Consider the following 15,446-nt stretch of genomic DNA (forward strand, 5'->3'; position numbering starts at 1 on the left):
GGCGGGCGTACCAATCTATGCGGTCTTTGTTGAACCATTTGTTGGTCTTGAGCGGGTGCAGCATAGTGAGGTTGCCGGGGTAGTCGGCGAGGAGCAGGTCTATGGCGTTGGCGGCGTTGGTTTCTTCAGCGACGCGGTGGACTTCGCAGATCTGCGGTTTTTTGATGGTAGCGAAGCGCTTGCCGACATGGGCGTACTCGTTGAAGTGTGCCATGCTTTCATTATGCCGCAGATAATCAAACACCACGATGGCGCCATCACAAATGGAGGAGAAATAGAAGGATTTGTTGGTGTACTGGAGTGTCACCCGCTGCGGTTGGTTGGCGATATAGCGTTGGACGGTATTGCCACTTCCTGTCAGATACTCGCCCCGCCTTTTCTTCTGCAGGGCCAGGCCAAGGCCAATCAAGTAGTCATCATCAAGAAAGCGCGCAGGTATGGATTTATGCGACTTCCTGTTTGAAGCGGCTGGCTGACCTGAAAACACATTCCTCCCAAACCTGATATCCATCTCTGTTCCCCGTCACCACAAGTGGTCGATGTTTCAAACGTGGAACAATTCCTAGGCAAAAGCAGTCCTTCAAATGCCTCAGATGGATAGTCTTAGGTTACATCTAATTGGGTGGATCTCAGGGTTTTCCTTTCGTCTCAGCCGTGGTCTTCCTCTTTCTGGTTCACGAAGATCAGCGCCAAAAATGCGATGATGCTGATGTTGTAGGAGGTGTCTATGGCCCCTCTCCCGAGTGGAGATTGCCATGCGAGGAACCACTCTCCTGCTCCTGTTACAAAGATGCCAAACCAAAGCAGAATGGCGATGCAAAAGCCGAAGGAGACGGTGGATTTGGAGCGATTGAATGAGGCAGCTGGCCGATGAATGCTGGCCAGCATGCGCAAACTTCCCAGAACCAACAGGAGAGCAATGAAGCCTTCTATGGCTAGGATAATGGTGAGGAAGGTGGGTGCGGTTTCCAGAGGAAACACAGCCCGGAACTTGGGGCTGGTTGGGAACGTGTCCACCATGGAAATGACGCTTTCAATATACGCCAGATTGGCCGGTGTATCCTGATAGTTGTTGAAGCAAACCAGAGCAGCAAAACCGCCGAACGCCAAGGAGACCAGAACTTTAATCAGTCGAAGAAGCATGGGACTACCCGCTTTTTCGCCAGTTAAAGCAGATTGTCGCTAAAACGCGGTTAGGTGCTCTCTTCAGCTCTGGTCTTTTTCATTTGCCCTTTGTTCATGGAGCGGCCTGCCTCAAGCAATATCCAGAATTTCAGGCCACAAGACCGCGTTTTGCTTGGCGAAGGCCTTCAGATGCCCAACTTCCTTGAGCTCGAAGTCTGCCGGATTAAGGATTTGTCGCGTGACCTGCGCATCTTTGTAGAGAGGTGGAAGGCGTTCAACGGAGGCATTGGGGGCAAGATCATCATCGGTAAACGACATGATTTTGATCGGGCCAGTGAACGGCTTCGGGTTCATGGAAGGTAAAACACTACCGATGTCATCCTTGAAGAAGGTTGGAGAAGTGCACCATTTACGCCATTGCCAGTAAACACCAGCAGGAATATCTGCGCCGATCCCAAGTGCCTTACCGGGCAAATAACCTTTCATACGTGTGACAGCTGGCCCTAGCAAATACCAGAAGGCAACAACAGTCAGGAAATATGGCATATGGTGGTCACGCCAATAAACCTGACCGCAGGCAACTGTGGTGACTTTATCGACCATGTCCAGGTTTCGATGGAATGGCAACATGAAGCCGCCAAGAGAGTGACCAATCACGTGAGTGCTGGGCGTATCAGCCAGTTTCAGCAGCGCATCAAAGGCAGCTTGCTGATCATACAGGCCCCAATCAGACATCGTGGCGGAAGAGTTGCGTGGATGTATCTGTTTAGAGGCACCAAAGTCGCGATAGTCATAGGTGAGGCAGAGATGGCCCTGCTCTGCAACCCAGCGGGCAAACTTGGCATAAAACAACTGCGGCACACCGGTTGCGCCGTGAATAATGACTGAGGATTTTGGGTCACCCACAGGCCAGTAGGCTTTGCCAATCAGTGTGGCACCCTCGCTGGGAATTGTGATTGTTTCCACGCGCTGCTCACTTTCAGCCATCATTTCTTCCAGTTGCTTCATAGCGGTATCTTTTCAACTTACGATAGCCGCATAGGACCACATATTAACGTACAGGTAAAGTCAGAAGGTAAAATATACCGCTCGCTTTTAAGAGAAGGTTTCATGAGTTCATTCTCGGAAACACTCTGATTTCAGAGCATGTTGTGTGTTTTGTCTGAGATGGAGATCAGATGAGACCTGCCTTATTGCAGCGCTTTCGCCAAGGCTTGCTGAATTGCTGTGATTGCCTCCTGCACCGATTTGGGTGGCAAAATATCATAGCTGTGCACGGCATAAATTGGTGTTGGTTCTGGCTCTGACAGAATACGTAAAGGCTGGAGGGTTCCAGTCTTCAGGTCCTGCGCAATCGCGATATCCGGCAGGAGTGCAACGCCCAGGCCGTTTCGGGCAAAAGCTGCGATGGTTTCAATGGTGTTGGCTTTGACGGCAGACCTGAAGCTCACCTCAATGCTCTCTGAACTTTCCTGAACCGGGAGGCGGTGCCGCACCACAGCAGGCTCTCGTGTATGAGCGATGTATGGCAGGGATTGCACCCATTGCCAGTAGAGCGGGTCATCAGCGGAAGGCGCCTTTTCAATTACAGCTGGCGCGGCACACAGAATATCGCGCAAGGTCCCAATGCGGCGCGCCAGAAGCGTGCTGTCTGGCAGTTGGCCGACACTGATCGCAACATCAATCTCCTCCGTGATCAGATTGAGGCGCTTGTCCTCCGCTATCACTGAAGGCTGAAGGTTCGGGAACTTATCTTTCACAACTGCCAGGGCCGGTGCGATGACAGGCGTGATGAAAGCGTGGGGGGCTGTGATAGTGATCGGGCCAGACGGGACCGCTCCGAAACTCTCCATCTCGGTTTCCGCCTGCCGTGAGAGCGCGAGGATTTCTTTACAACGCTGGTAGTAGCGCTCCCCTGCCGGGGTCAGAGAGAGGTGGCGCGTGGTGCGGATGGCGAGCTTTACATCCAGCTGTTCTTCCAGCCGTTTCAGATTTTGGCTGACGGCAGATTTGGCGATATTCAGCTCATCAGCAGCGCGGGTGATTGAGCCAGTTTCAACAACTGTGACGAAGGAGAGCGGAAGCGTTGAGAGCATGATTGTTCTCTTCATATGAATAGTGATTTCAGAAATAGAATGTTTTTCAAACAATGCAAGTGCGGCAAAAGACAATCATCAACATCGCATCTGAACGGAGATCACGTGATGACTTTCATTAAATCTATCGCTCTTGCTGCTACTGTCGCGGTTGGATTGAGCGGACAAGCCATCGCTGACGAAGCAGGAAAACTGGCTGAAGGTGAATACAAGCTCAACACCGCTGTTGCCACTGCAAGCCGCGCCTGGCGTGATGCGTTCAACGCAGGTGATGCAGCGGGTGCGGCTGCGCTTTATGAGGATGATGCCGTTATGGTTGTGAAACCATTTGGCACATTTAAAGGACGCAAAGCGATTGAGGGCTTTTGGACAGACATCATCTCCAAGGGATTTGATGATGTGGTTTACAGCAATACCGTCACCACTGTTCTGGATCAGACCTCTGCCCGCGTTGCAGCCAACTGGAAGATGAACAACGCCCATGGCGTCATCACCAATGAGCTTTGGGTTTTGCAGCCGGATGGCCGAGCCTTGCTGCGCGAGGACCACTTCGAGATCGCTCAATAAACACGCGTATTTGCCTTGTGCCCCGATAAAGGACAGCCCGTTATGACAAAGCTTGATACTCTTCGTTTGCGCGTCCGTGATGTGGTGGCTCAAAAGCGATTTTATTGCGATGTCCTGGGCATGTCCGATCAGGGTGACGGGCGGGTCGGATATTGTGCGGAAGAGACGGCACTTCTGTTCATCGAGGCGGAGGCGCCTTACACGCCGCAAGCTACCGATCTTTATTGGAAAATCGCACTCTCAGTTCCTAATATCGAGCTGGCTTGTGCCCAGCTTCAGGCGCGCGGTGTCTATGTTACAGGGCCGCAGCAGTTTCGGGATGTTGGGTACCTTGCCAAACTCACAGATCCGGAAGGTTTTGTGGTTGAGCTGATTGACCATTGGTTTGAAGGCGACCGGCCTGATCTGGAGTTTGATGAGAGCCGACTAGGTGGAGGTCCGCATCTCAGCCTTGTGACCTTGCGCACTGGCGACATTACGGCAATTGAGCCCGATATTCTCAGTTGGGGTATGACGCCGCTCTCTGTTCAGCCCGTCGAGCCTTTTGGTTTCACGCTCTACTTTTACGCCTTCACGACTGAACAGCCTCCAAACCCTGATCTCACCGGAGTTGAGAACCGGACCTGGACCTATCAGCGACCTTATACGGTGCTGGAAATTCAGCATGTTTCTGCAGTGGAGACGGAGAGTTTGCCGGAGGTTGGTGCAGCAGGATATGGCGGCCTGATACTTGGCTCAGCCGGTGCACCTTTACATTCTGAGCGGCTGATGATTACGGCATATTGAGACTGCGGCAACTCCCGCCCTTACCGTGTGGATTGCCTGAAAACAAAGAAGGCGGCAGAGCTAGAGTCCCCCTATACCCTAGCTCTAGCCGCCTTATCGTTATGAGGTGATGCCGACTTCAAACCGTCCTTTAAAGTCAGCGCCTCACACTTCGACTGAATCTCTGTCCGAGTTATTCTTTGCTGAGATCAGCGTCTAAACCCGCGATCATGCGATCTGCAGTTTTATTCCGTGAAGAAAACTCTGAAATCACAACCATCCCAAGGATCGCCAAGAATACGCAAATGAATAATATCAAGCCGAAAGTCATAGTGCCTCCACTTCAATGACATTTAAAGCGTAGATAGCATTTTGACCTATGTCAATATGAATTTATAATTTGACTAATGTGAAATTTACTCATGGTCAGAAGCGATATTTCTTCATCATTTCATTTCGCACCGCACAACTTAGTATAATTATTTCTTTTATTATTCTTGACCACAAACTTTCTAGCACTGACCTCACCTTTACTCGCGGCTATAGTACATATACGTAGATTACCTAAGTTAAATCGATTTAAGAGCCAGCTGAAAATCAGTCACTTTTGCAGCGCGAAAACCTGAGCTAAGGTCGTACATCGAGCGATCACCCGTATTTTCGGAGTTACCTTCATGCCTATGCCTCAGGAGTATCAGCTGGCCTCTCAGCAGTACGAATCTTTCCTTGCTGATGCTCAGGACGCGCTTGGCCTGACCACTCGCAATCAAACCTACACAAGCGTACAGGCTGTTTTGCTGGTGTTCCGCCGGAGACTGGACGCTGAGCAGGTGCTGTCCTTTGCAGATACGCTGCCAGCGGTTCTTCGGGCGATTTTCACGTCTGGCTGGAGCAGCAGTGACTACACTGCGGACTTTGGCGATGAAGACGATTGGGCTGCTGAGGTAAAAGCTCTCAGGGCACATCACAACTTTGCGGATGATAAGACGCCTGCACGTGTGGTTGAGGTCTTGCGCAGCCGCGTTGACCTTTCCCGCTTTGAGCAGGTGTTAGGCCAGATCGGCCCTAGCGCTTTACGGTTTTGGGGATTTGAAAGTTCGGCTGAAGCAGAGGCGAAGAGAGAGAGATCAGAAGGCACTCCCTCACAGGCTGAGGCGTTGTAAAACCTGTAGTTTCTTCAGTAGATCCGTTGACTGTAAGGGGTGGCTCAGGCAGGGAGGGAAAGATCTTGCCGCCTCCCCTTTAACTTTCCAGAGGCCAGGCGCTCATCTCTCATTGCCCACTCATATTCAGAGTATTGCAGGGCGGAAAGTTGCGAAGGAAATTTCAGCCATGCTTATGAAGCGTTTCGGACTGTGTTTTGCTGTTTGTGTGTTGGCTACTGCCAGCAATGCGGAAGACGCCGCCAGCCCTGTTTATGACGCTGCCTCAACCACCTCAGCTCAGAATGTGGTTGTCTCTACACAGCCGCACCATGTTGCCATCGGGGATATGAGCGTTTCCTGGCAAGAGAGGCCTTCATTTCAGGAGCAAACTGGCAGCACGCTAAGCCTGGTCGCTGTGACGTTTACTGAACTTGATCCTGAGACCCGTGCGCCCATCGCCTCACCAAGCTTGTCTGTGAACGACAGATTGAAATTAGCAGAGACAGCGATCGAGCTCTCGCCCGGCTGCGCTTATTACGGCTACGACCCTGAAATCAATGTCATTGATGGCTTCAGGTGGAAGGATCATGACAACATCATCGTAGTGCTGGCTGGCTGCTAAGCGCCAGCCTGATGCACTTGCTGCCTATTTAAAAACGCAGCGGTTGATGGCCGGATCCTTACTGTCCAACTTTTTCGAGAGCAATTTAGCTACTCCCAGAGGCGCACCTACCATAAGCTCAGTGCCAGTGGAATTGACTGATTTGACTGAACAAAGCTTGTCGTGGAACGACTTATCGCAGCACGTGCCATCGGTGTTGCGATCGCCGGGTGCGCATAACCAGGGGCCAGCCATCTGAAAGCCTGCAGATGGGCTGGGCACTGCGGGACAGGAACAGATGATCTCGTCTTCCTTGACCGCTCCGATGCCGGGGAAGTCTTTCCCCTGCGTGCTGTTAAAACAGAAGCCGCCATCACATTGAGCAGAGTAGCCAGCGGGCGCATCGTCTGTGTTGGGGCAGCTGTACGTCGCCATGGGTGGCCCCAGCTTTTCCGTATCGGGATCGTAGTCAGTTTCCATCTGGCGCGGTGTGGCGTATGTGCTTACCGTGAAACCGTTATCAATGCCGGCCTTTAACAGATCACAGACATCTTTTTTCTCATCACCCTCTTTATAATGAAACGGGAGAGAAATGCTCTGTTCGTTCATCACGTCGCATTTGCAGTAGGCAACGGTGTCGACGGTCCAGCATTTGGCAGTGGCGCACAGGGCGAACGTGTTGGGATCATCCTGAGATACCGGGCATTCCTTGAAAAGACTTAGGTCTGTGCTTGCGTCTGTGCCGGTTTCAGCGTTGGCTGCACCTAAACTGAGTAGAGGGAACGCGAGTACGAGCCATAGCGTTGCTAATCGTGAAGCTGATTTCAGCGGCATTTGTTATCTCCTTTTTGCGCTGAACGGTTGCCGTCTTATGGGCTAACAGTCAGGGATGCTTATCTGCTTGCTTATGGGGTCGCGATGTCGCGGTCAGAGTGTCCATCAGCGCCGCAAAGGTCCGGGGCTGGAACTGTCTTCATTGTTCAATGTATGGGGAAGCAGACGTTTCTTCAGGCGCTGTTCAACCAGCACCTGTTCCAGTGCGTGACGGATGTCATTACCAATACCCGGCGTCTGGCTGACACCGTGTAATGACGGGTACTGGCCAGTGTAAATGCTGGTTCGGCGGGGAGCACAGGCTGTGGTTGCAGTGTGGTGGTTGAGAAACTCCAACCCGTGTTGGCGCATTTTTCCAAGCGCAACACTGTTCTGCAACTGGTACTGCTTGGCACTGTCATTTTCATAGATCGGCGGAGAGCACTCTTCATCCGTCGTGATAATCAAAAAATTGAGCGGCTTGCCGTTAATTTTCATGCTGTGCCCTTATCGTTTTTGTTCGTTTTGGACATCGTTCGCTGAAATGTATGTACTCAAGTAAATCTGAGTGACCGACGCAGATATAGAGCTGAAGCACTCTGAGAAGCGGGTGGGAAAGTTGTATGACAGAAACATGAATCACAACATAAAGTTGTTACGTGTTTTCATCTTGAAATATTGGGGGAGATATTTGCGTGAGGAGCGGTTTGAACAGCATGATTATCAGTTAGCCTAACCGACCTTCGCTCTAAACAAGTCACTCCCTGCGAGAGTAATAATTGAACCTTATCTGGGTCTAACTCGGCAACACGTAAAGAGTAGGAAGTAGGCTCTACTGAGTAATAACCTACTTCACCTCAGGTCAAAAACTACCTAAATCAGTTCGCATTTAAGTTGAAACACATGAACTGCTTTAGCCTTTGTTTTTGCATATCTTTATCCGAAGACCGATTTCCACTTTTCGGAGATACGCTGTAGCAGACGATTGTAATTAGCCCACTTGCTGTAATGTGTTGATGCGATTGAGGCCGAGTTCAACGATCTTCAAGGCAACCTCAGAATGTGTCATCGCTGACGGCCTGTTCGTCTTCGATTTTGACCCAGTTTGTAATGAACAAGCCCTCGGGAAGTAACTTGAATCGGGCGTCATACCCGGCACTAGGTTTGCTTCAAGAAAATTGGGGTTTCCTTCTGCATCAAGCTTGATGTCAATCCGACCAAAACTCTTAACTCCTAATGCCGTAAAAGCACTGCCTGCAAGTTCGGAAACAGCGCTCAAAGTGGGTTCGGTAATAGTTCTGAGTAACTCATGATTTTGCTGCTTTGCAGCACATCCCAATATTCGATCACCCTTTTCATTCTTGGGAACTATGATTTCTACAGGCATAATAGATCTTGAATCGGTTTCCGGGTCATCAAAGATTGCAACGGTAAACTCTCGTCCCGGTAGCACCTCCTCGACCAGAACATCTGCACCATAGCTTTCGAAAAGTTCTTTGACTTTACTTTGATAACTTTCAAAGTCGCGAACTATCGAGTTTTCATCAATTCCATTTCCATTAGCAGCATCTATTGGCTTAACGAAAAGAGGAAGAAAAAGAGGGAGTTTGTCTTCTGTTTCGAACTGGCCAGGGCAGGCTTGGAAAAACTTTGCAGTAGCAATACCGTGGTTTTGTATAGCCGTCTTAGCCTTTCCTTTATTGGAATCGAACTCCAGACAGTTGCGATCAGATCCGGTAAAAGCAATTGCATGATTAGAAAAGTAATCTGAAAACCAAGTTTTTGTATTATTACTTACATCCAGGAAGTATTTACTGCAAAGTACAACAAGATCTGGTTTAGACGTAACAATATCATTTAAACTGGATATCGAAGAAATCTCGTGAAACGTAACTGTTTGATATTTTTCTTTTAGAGCATCGAAAAAGAGGCGACATGTCTCAATCGATCCAAATCCGGTTTCTTTCAAATCATGTGTATTGGTCGCTACAACTGCAATGTGGTTCTTCAATTTTGAGGAGTGTTCCTGCAAATCTTGCCGATGGTTATTGTTTGCAATTGGATTGGGAGACTGGAGAGGACCAATTAATTCTGCGGTTAAGCCAATTTTAGCAAGATCAGTTCGTTCTGTCATTGGACCATTCTTTCGTTGCTCAGTCATCAGTTGACAAGCAAATTGCCGGCCCTTTGTTTAGAGCACGGGAAGTGGCGAGGATAATTGACCGGTAAAACGTGGATTTAACTCACACAGTGCCGGGTGAGGATGGCTTTATTCACGGCACTAAGATCTTGTAGGAATAGGGAGAGCAGCTGTGAGGTAGTGTATATGACCAGCTGCAAGTCTGATAAACACCACTGTTATGAGTAAGGAAGTTACGTGTCCAGGGACCGTCTTTTGTTAGGCAACTTCGATATTGTTGACTTCTATTTTCCCGTTTGCAGGATTTGTAAGCGTATCGAAACGTACTTTTTGGCGTTCAGCCAATTTCTTAATACCAGCACGATTTAAGGAGGCACGAAGGACGCGAAACTGTGAATTTGTACCGTCCTCCTGAATGTAGCCAAAGCCTTGCTCAGAATTGAAGAATTTCACGGAACCATTGATCATTTAGGATACAATCTGTGATGACCAAAAACGCTTTAGTACTTATGTACAGTCGCTTGGCCAGAGAATACTACTTCCCCAAAAGCAATATTCCATTATGTACATATTGCACATCTTATCGCACTGGTTCAATCAATTTAAATTTTAATACGGATTTATTTGGATAGTATAAGTAAATCTTAGAGAAACATAGTTTCTTGAACTTTAGATCTACTAGATCAAAGAATAGATCTTAGCCCAAGATATTTAGCGATATCTTGTGCACTCGCTGACTGCCAATCACTTGGTAGACTATTTTATCAAAGGGCGAGGCTTTTTATCGGTAGCTTCTTTAGCAAGACGGAGTTCTTTTAGGCGAGACGTTTTTTCACTTAATTGCAGAGCCCGTTCCTCTTCATCGGTGAGTTCTTTTTTTTTGTTTTTTTCAATCGCAGCAAATCGATCTTTTGCACATGACATTGAAATATTAGGCATATTTTGGTTCTTTCTATAAGGACTAGGGCTACGCACAGGCGCAGCCCTGATCTTTTATTAGTCAACCAGCTGCAAATTCACAGCTGAAGCTTTGCCATCGCGGCCGCTTTCTAGTTCATAAGCAACTTTTTGACCTTCTTCGAGACCCATAAGTCCTGCCCGCTCAACAGCAGAAATATGAACAAATGCATCCTTTCCGCCATCTTCAGGAGAAATAAAGCCGAAACCTTTTGTGGAATTGAAGAATTTTACAGTGCCGTGTGTCATGGTTGATACCTTGTAACTTTACCCGGGCTAAGCGGGCGTATTTCCCATGTTCGATATGTACATGGGGTGCAACATTCTCAAAATCAGGGGGAACCTAGTAAACCGGCAAGCCGGAAGAAAAGATAGCCAATGATGGCTGTAAACGCGCTTTGTTTATGTAGTTATTCTCGGCTCTCTTTTCAAGAGGCTATGTAAGATATGCTAAACAATCTACAATTCTTGCTACTCTGATCGGTCCTGAAAGCAAGAAAAACTCGTTCTCCTACAACCCTACACCATGATCATTTAGTGCTTCGACTGCGTGAATATTTATTTTCGAAGAAAATACCGGATGCGTGTATTTTATAGTATTGAGATAGTACGATCTCAAGCCTTGATTGACTCTATCGAATGTCCACTCTGGCCCGACACTCCAGCTCTGGCCTTGTTATTGGCGCGGTACTTTGCAAATGCAACAATGGACAGCTACCCCGCCTGAATTGCCGATCTGACATTTGGCACTCGGTGTTGCTTTGCGTTTTTGGTGAGAGGTTGCTTGAGGGCAAACAGTCGTCCTCTTAGAGCGCGGTTTTACTTTCGACTACACCTGATCTGTCATTGTTGGGGGTTACGCCAACACCCCGAACCTGCCTCCCAGTGGGTTCGGGGTGTTGAAACGGACAAAACTTGCCGCAGCGGGAAGGGCTGCGGCAAGTCTTTTGCTGACATTTGAGGGTCAGTTGGTTTGATTGCGGGGGCTTGTGGTTTGCCTCGCAATCAGGTTTTGCCCCGACTGAATAGTCGTCTTTATTGCTTTCTCTTCAAACGGATTAGCCGAAGATTGGCAGGTTACCGGTCAGTTCGAATGCAGTGATGATGAACACCAGGATACCGAAACCGAATACCATTGCCTGACGGGCGTTGCCGCCTGGGACCTGGTACATGTCCGGGTTCCGCTCACGACAGATGCGAACCATTACGATTGGCGCCAGCAAGGAGAAGATCACCAGAACCACACCAGCATAACCGATTGCTGCGATGAACCCGTGTGGGTACAGGATAGCAAGGATAATGGTTGGTACGAATGCGATGCCTACAGTCTTTGCTTTGCCAGCAACGGTAGCTGTATCGAACTTGAACAAGTCAGAGATGTAATCATACAGGCTGAGAGACACACCCAGGAAGGATGTTGCAACAGCCATGTTGCCAAAGATCTGCAGGATTACAGAGATGTTTTCACTGATACCAGACTTACTCAGAGCACCGATAATGTTACCGATGTTGCCACCTTCAGCGATGATCGCAGGGAAGTCATCACGGGAGATGTTTCCGAATACTGCAAACATCCAGAGGAAGTAGAAGAAGCCTGCAAGGAAAATCGCGATCAGCAGCGCTTTGCTTGTCCGCTTCGCATCCAGACCCAGATAGTTGGTTACAGTTGGAACTGTAATTTGAAGACCAAAACTCGCCACCAGGAAGGAGATGGTGTAGAACGCATATGGCATGCGATCGCCGAGAGAGATCTCTGGGAACAGGTTCGTTGTAGATGAGTTGCCGATCAATGAACTCAAGCTGATCATGAATGTGATGATCATGCCGCCGATGAGAACAGTGTTCACACGGTCAACAGCTCGGGTCCCCATCATCACAATCGATAGTAACACGACTGCAAAGATCAAACTCGCCACCCCTGATGACATGTTGACGTCACCAAAAATCGACAGCGAGTATGTGATGATCGAACTACCACCTGAGATGTAGGCGTAGGTGAGAACGTAGCACAGGAAGGCAACGGAGAGACCGTTGACCACACGGCCCACGTTACCAATGGTGCCCTTGGCAAGGCTGTCGTAATTGGACCCTTCAGGGAAATGAAGCGTGATTTCCATGATGTACAACGATGCAGTGTGCATGATGTAACCAACAACGATCATCAGAACCAGACAAACAGAGAACCATACGCCACTGTTTGCAACAGGGAGCGAGAACATGCCCGCGCCGACGGCGGTGCCAGCAGCGATCACACTGGCGCCTAAGATTGTGCCCTGGCTTTTCTTGGTAGATTTTGGTTCAACTGTCTCTGCAGTAGGAACCTGCTCAGAAGCAATGGTCATGTTGAGCCTCCCAACTCCGGCATTTGCCGTGACCAATTGAGAAAACACCTGCCGATTTTGTAAGTGCCCCGTGGCAGAGCTTTCCCGAAAAGCGCACATAGACTTACGACGGGTAAGATTTGTGCTTTGATAACAACGGAGGAGAGCACACGGGCTCTCCTCCAATGCAGTTTAGTCTTTGACTATTGCTAGTCACTTCAATGGCTTAGTTCTTAGATTTCTTCGAAACGGCCAGTGAAGAAGCGAAGTACCTTAGGTTCGAATACGAATTCGAGGCCCTTGATGCTTTCGCGGTTTTTGTAGAGCTCGATGATCGCATCTGCGACGTAATCCATGTGTGCGTATGTGTATACGCGACGTGGGATAGTCAGACGAACGGTTTCGAGCTTAGGAACGTGGTTCTCACCGGTCTTAACGTCGCGGCCTGCGGACACGATACCGCGTTCCATAGTGCGTACACCGGAGGTGCGGTAGATCGCTGCGGCAAGTGCCTGTGCAGGGAGCTGCTGCTGGTCAAGGTGTGGCAGGAATGCGCGTGCATCGAGGAAGATTGCGTGACCGCCGTAAGGCTTAACCATTGGCACGCCAGCAGCTTCCAGACGTTCGCCGAGGTAGCGGATCTGATTTACGCGGTGTGAGATGTAGTCGTATTCAACGGATTCTTTGATGCCGATTGCCATTGCTTCCATGTCGCGGCCTGCGAGACCACCGTAGGAAGGCATACCTTCGAACTGAACAACCATGCCTTTTGCTTCAGCAAACAGGTCGTCGTCGTTCATGCAGAGGAAACCGCCGTTGTTTGTCAGGCAGTCTTTTTTGCCGGACATGGTGCAGCCGTCGCCGTAGGAGAACATTTCAAGGAGGATTGCCTTGATTGTTTTGTCTTCGAAGCCAGCTTCACGTTCTTTGATGAAGTATGCGTTTTCTACACAACGGGTTGCATCGTACATCACTTTGATGCCGTGCTTGTGGCAGAGTTCGCTTACTGCTTTGATGTTGCCCATGGAAACAGGCTGACCACCAGCCAGGTTCACGGTTACAGCAAGACAGATGTAAGGGATCTTTTCGCCACCAACTTCGTCGATGAGCTTCTGCAGTTTTGCAAGGTCCACGTTGCCTTTGAATGGCACGTCAGCCAGGTCAGGGTTGTGGGCTTCGTCGCAGATTACGTCAACAAATGTTGCACCGTTACGTTCCTGGTGGAAACGTGTTGTGGTGAAGTACATGTTGCCTGGAACGTAGTCGCCTGGCTTGATTGTGAGCGTGGACAGGATGTTTTCTGCGCCGCGGCCCTGGTGAGTAGGGATGAGGTGTTTGAAGCCGAAGTGCTCTTTAACAACTTCTTCAAGGTGGTAGAAGTTTTCGGAGCCAGCGTAAGCTTCGTCACCAACCATCAGGCCAGCCCACTGCTTGTCGGACATCGCGGATGTACCGGAGTCGGTCAGCAGATCGATGTAGCAGTCTTTGGACTTCAGCAGGAATGTGTTGAAGCCAGCTTCCTGGATTGCCGCTTCGCGACGCTCGTCAGAAATGAAGTACATTGGTTCAACAGATTTAATCTTGAACGGCTCTGGCATAAACTTAGTCATAAGAACGTCCTCTTACTTGCTTCTTTACCAATAGGGCGGAGGGACCATGTCTCTCCGAATTCTCAAGGAGTGAAGAAATTATCGATTTCGAAGTTTATTTACTTACGAATCGAAAACAATTTCGCTTCACCAATCTTCGTATTCATTAATTATCCAAATATTCGATCATCACAATAAGTAACAATATGGATATGTGAATAAATAATCGTTTATATATACAAATCACAGACACATGTACCTTTATGCAATACACAAGGCGCTGATATTTACATGAGTATTACTTGATCATGCAGAGTTATTGCCTGCATAATCTTGGCTGTGCTGTGATCTGTATACTTCCCCGCTGCAAGTCTCAGGCATGGCGGTGCCGTTCTTCTGCCCCAAGCGCGCTCAACACTTGGAAGACAGGAGCAAAGACAAACGTCATTATCTGAAGCAATCACGACACACCTGCAGCGCAAACCGGAGGTGCCGATGGTATTGCCAATATCAAAGCACAGTTCTTCTGCTGCGTAGGGGATGCAGTGTTGGAATGAGTGCCTAATATTACTTGTTTTGGGGGTACTGCATGTTTTGGCTGGCCTCTACACTCTGCATCTTTGGTGGACTATAGGAGGCAGGAGGCTAGCTTACATGCGGCTGTGCAGCAGGAGCGACTCCACTGCAGGCGGAGGTCGTCAGACGAGATGCAGGTTATTGGCCATGGAAACATCTTCGATGTGCCAAGGCAGCTTATCTCTCTTTAAGATATTCAAATACAGCTGATACCAGCGCATTTTCCTAGTCCCAATGTAACTTCAAGACCTAATTGATTACACACAACGGAGTTTGGGCGAATTGGCCTGAAAGTCAAAAGGAAAAACTACTTAGAGACAGTGGCTTGACCGGGGTGCCTTGCCGCGGCGCGACACAACTGCCGTTACAAGCTCCCTGAAATACCAAGGGTTTTTGGGTTTTACGGGGTGTATATCCCCCGGTTTGGCGGCTTCACGATTCTTCAAAACATCCTATTTATTCCACAATAAACTTATATATTAGCAACTCCTGCCATTATTTTTTGATTGATTAGCATGAATCACTTTCACGCTCAGGGAGCCTGATCGCGCTGTGTTAGATCAGATTGGAGTGCATCCCCTACCCTTTGGGATGCTGGCCTGCGGGCGCTTGTTGCCCGGCCGCAGACCAGCAGGGTGCTCATTTGCGGGGTTGTGCTGTCAGTGCTGGATGTATTTTCCCCATTTGTGCTGCTTGAAAATTACCCACTTTCGCAGCTTTGACTTTTGATTGAAGGGGCATGCCCCTTCAA

The 15,446-nt window shown here is 49.1% G+C and carries 16 protein-coding genes; 4 read left to right on the forward strand and 12 right to left on the reverse strand.

Annotated features, from left to right (window positions below; translation table 11 throughout):
• The 4 genes from PPL9_RS19465 to PPL9_RS19480 all read right to left on the reverse strand — a co-directional run.
• Positions 1–511 (reverse strand): hypothetical protein (locus tag PPL9_RS19465; RefSeq protein ID WP_208989494.1); only part of this gene is annotated, 511 nt, incomplete at its 3' end.
• 137 nt (positions 512–648) lie between these two features.
• A complete protein-coding gene (locus tag PPL9_RS19470; protein ID WP_057464234.1) occupies positions 649–1,143 on the reverse strand; it encodes a DUF2165 domain-containing protein in 495 nt (164 codons plus the stop codon).
• Positions 1,144–1,254: 111 nt separating this feature from the next.
• Complete coding sequence (locus PPL9_RS19475; protein ID WP_057464235.1) at positions 1,255–2,133, reverse strand: alpha/beta fold hydrolase; 879 nt, start codon at positions 2,131–2,133, stop codon at positions 1,255–1,257.
• Between the two features lie 182 nt (positions 2,134–2,315).
• On the reverse strand, positions 2,316–3,221 hold the full coding sequence (locus PPL9_RS19480; RefSeq protein ID WP_057464236.1) for a LysR family transcriptional regulator: 906 nt from the start codon (positions 3,219–3,221) through the stop codon (positions 2,316–2,318).
• 108 nt (positions 3,222–3,329) lie between these two features.
• On the opposite strand from PPL9_RS19480, the gene PPL9_RS19485 reads away from it, so the two are divergent.
• From PPL9_RS19485 to PPL9_RS19500, 4 genes are all read left to right on the forward strand, one after another.
• A complete protein-coding gene (locus tag PPL9_RS19485) occupies positions 3,330–3,788 on the forward strand; it encodes an SgcJ/EcaC family oxidoreductase (RefSeq protein ID WP_200962341.1) in 459 nt (152 codons plus the stop codon).
• A gap of 42 nt (positions 3,789–3,830) precedes the next feature.
• Positions 3,831–4,574 (forward strand): VOC family protein, encoded by a 744-nt coding sequence (locus tag PPL9_RS19490; protein WP_057464237.1) that lies wholly within the window; start codon positions 3,831–3,833, stop codon positions 4,572–4,574.
• 653 nt (positions 4,575–5,227) lie between these two features.
• Positions 5,228–5,716, forward strand: a complete 489-nt coding sequence (locus PPL9_RS19495) for a DUF2267 domain-containing protein (RefSeq protein ID WP_057464238.1) — start codon at positions 5,228–5,230, stop codon at positions 5,714–5,716.
• Positions 5,717–5,885: 169 nt separating this feature from the next.
• A complete protein-coding gene (locus tag PPL9_RS19500; RefSeq protein WP_208989495.1) occupies positions 5,886–6,320 on the forward strand; it encodes a hypothetical protein in 435 nt (144 codons plus the stop codon).
• Positions 6,321–6,344: 24 nt separating this feature from the next.
• Here PPL9_RS19500 and PPL9_RS19505 read toward each other — a convergent pair whose 3' ends face one another.
• The 8 genes from PPL9_RS19505 to PPL9_RS19535 form a co-directional block, all read right to left on the reverse strand.
• Entirely contained in the window at positions 6,345–7,133 is a 789-nt protein-coding gene (locus tag PPL9_RS19505; protein ID WP_057464239.1) for a hypothetical protein, read from the reverse strand.
• 105 nt (positions 7,134–7,238) lie between these two features.
• Positions 7,239–7,610 carry a sulfatase-like hydrolase/transferase gene (locus tag PPL9_RS19510; protein WP_057464240.1) on the reverse strand — a complete coding sequence of 124 codons (372 nt, stop codon included), beginning with the start codon at positions 7,608–7,610 and terminating at the stop codon, positions 7,239–7,241.
• 493 nt (positions 7,611–8,103) lie between these two features.
• Positions 8,104–9,246 carry a D-alanine--D-alanine ligase gene (locus PPL9_RS19515; RefSeq protein WP_161831372.1) on the reverse strand — a complete coding sequence of 381 codons (1,143 nt, stop codon included), beginning with the start codon at positions 9,244–9,246 and terminating at the stop codon, positions 8,104–8,106.
• Positions 9,247–9,510: 264 nt separating this feature from the next.
• A complete protein-coding gene (locus PPL9_RS19520) occupies positions 9,511–9,720 on the reverse strand; it encodes a cold shock domain-containing protein (RefSeq protein WP_057464242.1) in 210 nt (69 codons plus the stop codon).
• Between the two features lie 288 nt (positions 9,721–10,008).
• Positions 10,009–10,191 carry a hypothetical protein gene (locus PPL9_RS32050; RefSeq protein WP_152986764.1) on the reverse strand — a complete coding sequence of 61 codons (183 nt, stop codon included), beginning with the start codon at positions 10,189–10,191 and terminating at the stop codon, positions 10,009–10,011.
• Between the two features lie 57 nt (positions 10,192–10,248).
• Positions 10,249–10,458, reverse strand: coding sequence for a cold-shock protein (locus PPL9_RS19525; RefSeq protein WP_057464243.1), 210 nt, complete (start codon positions 10,456–10,458; stop codon positions 10,249–10,251).
• Positions 10,459–11,267: 809 nt separating this feature from the next.
• On the reverse strand, positions 11,268–12,551 hold the full coding sequence (locus PPL9_RS19530; RefSeq protein WP_057464244.1) for an aromatic amino acid transport family protein: 1,284 nt from the start codon (positions 12,549–12,551) through the stop codon (positions 11,268–11,270).
• Between the two features lie 212 nt (positions 12,552–12,763).
• Positions 12,764–14,140: a tyrosine phenol-lyase gene (locus PPL9_RS19535; protein WP_057464245.1), complete on the reverse strand. Its 1,377-nt coding sequence runs from the start codon at positions 14,138–14,140 to the stop codon at positions 12,764–12,766.
• Between the last annotated feature and the right edge of the window lie 1,306 nt (positions 14,141–15,446).

This window comes from Pseudovibrio sp. POLY-S9, assembly GCF_001431305.1.
Classification (GTDB): Bacteria; Pseudomonadota; Alphaproteobacteria; order Rhizobiales; family Stappiaceae; genus Pseudovibrio.

Bases quoted from the DNA above. Each gene is read 5' to 3' on its own strand.
- PPL9_RS19530 (WP_057464244.1), bottom strand. From the start codon at position 12,551: ATGACCATTGCTTCTGAGCAGGTTCCTACTGCAGAGACAGTTGAACCA.
- PPL9_RS19480 (WP_057464236.1), bottom strand. From the start codon at position 3,221: ATGCTCTCAACGCTTCCGCTCTCCTTCGTCACAGTTGTTGAAACTGGC.
- PPL9_RS19500 (WP_208989495.1), top strand. From the start codon at position 5,886: ATGCTTATGAAGCGTTTCGGACTGTGTTTTGCTGTTTGTGTGTTGGCT.
- PPL9_RS19515 (WP_161831372.1), bottom strand. From the start codon at position 9,246: ATGACAGAACGAACTGATCTTGCTAAAATTGGCTTAACCGCAGAATTA.
- PPL9_RS19510 (WP_057464240.1), bottom strand. From the start codon at position 7,610: ATGAAAATTAACGGCAAGCCGCTCAATTTTTTGATTATCACGACGGAT.
- PPL9_RS19525 (WP_057464243.1), bottom strand. From the start codon at position 10,458: ATGACACACGGCACTGTAAAATTCTTCAATTCCACAAAAGGTTTCGGC.
- PPL9_RS19490 (WP_057464237.1), top strand. From the start codon at position 3,831: ATGACAAAGCTTGATACTCTTCGTTTGCGCGTCCGTGATGTGGTGGCT.
- PPL9_RS19475 (WP_057464235.1), bottom strand. From the start codon at position 2,133: ATGAAGCAACTGGAAGAAATGATGGCTGAAAGTGAGCAGCGCGTGGAA.
- PPL9_RS19470 (WP_057464234.1), bottom strand. From the start codon at position 1,143: ATGCTTCTTCGACTGATTAAAGTTCTGGTCTCCTTGGCGTTCGGCGGT.
- PPL9_RS19495 (WP_057464238.1), top strand. From the start codon at position 5,228: ATGCCTATGCCTCAGGAGTATCAGCTGGCCTCTCAGCAGTACGAATCT.
- PPL9_RS19505 (WP_057464239.1), bottom strand. From the start codon at position 7,133: ATGCCGCTGAAATCAGCTTCACGATTAGCAACGCTATGGCTCGTACTC.
- PPL9_RS19520 (WP_057464242.1), bottom strand. From the start codon at position 9,720: ATGATCAATGGTTCCGTGAAATTCTTCAATTCTGAGCAAGGCTTTGGC.
- PPL9_RS19535 (WP_057464245.1), bottom strand. From the start codon at position 14,140: ATGACTAAGTTTATGCCAGAGCCGTTCAAGATTAAATCTGTTGAACCA.
- PPL9_RS19485 (WP_200962341.1), top strand. From the start codon at position 3,330: ATGACTTTCATTAAATCTATCGCTCTTGCTGCTACTGTCGCGGTTGGA.
- PPL9_RS32050 (WP_152986764.1), bottom strand. From the start codon at position 10,191: ATGCCTAATATTTCAATGTCATGTGCAAAAGATCGATTTGCTGCGATT.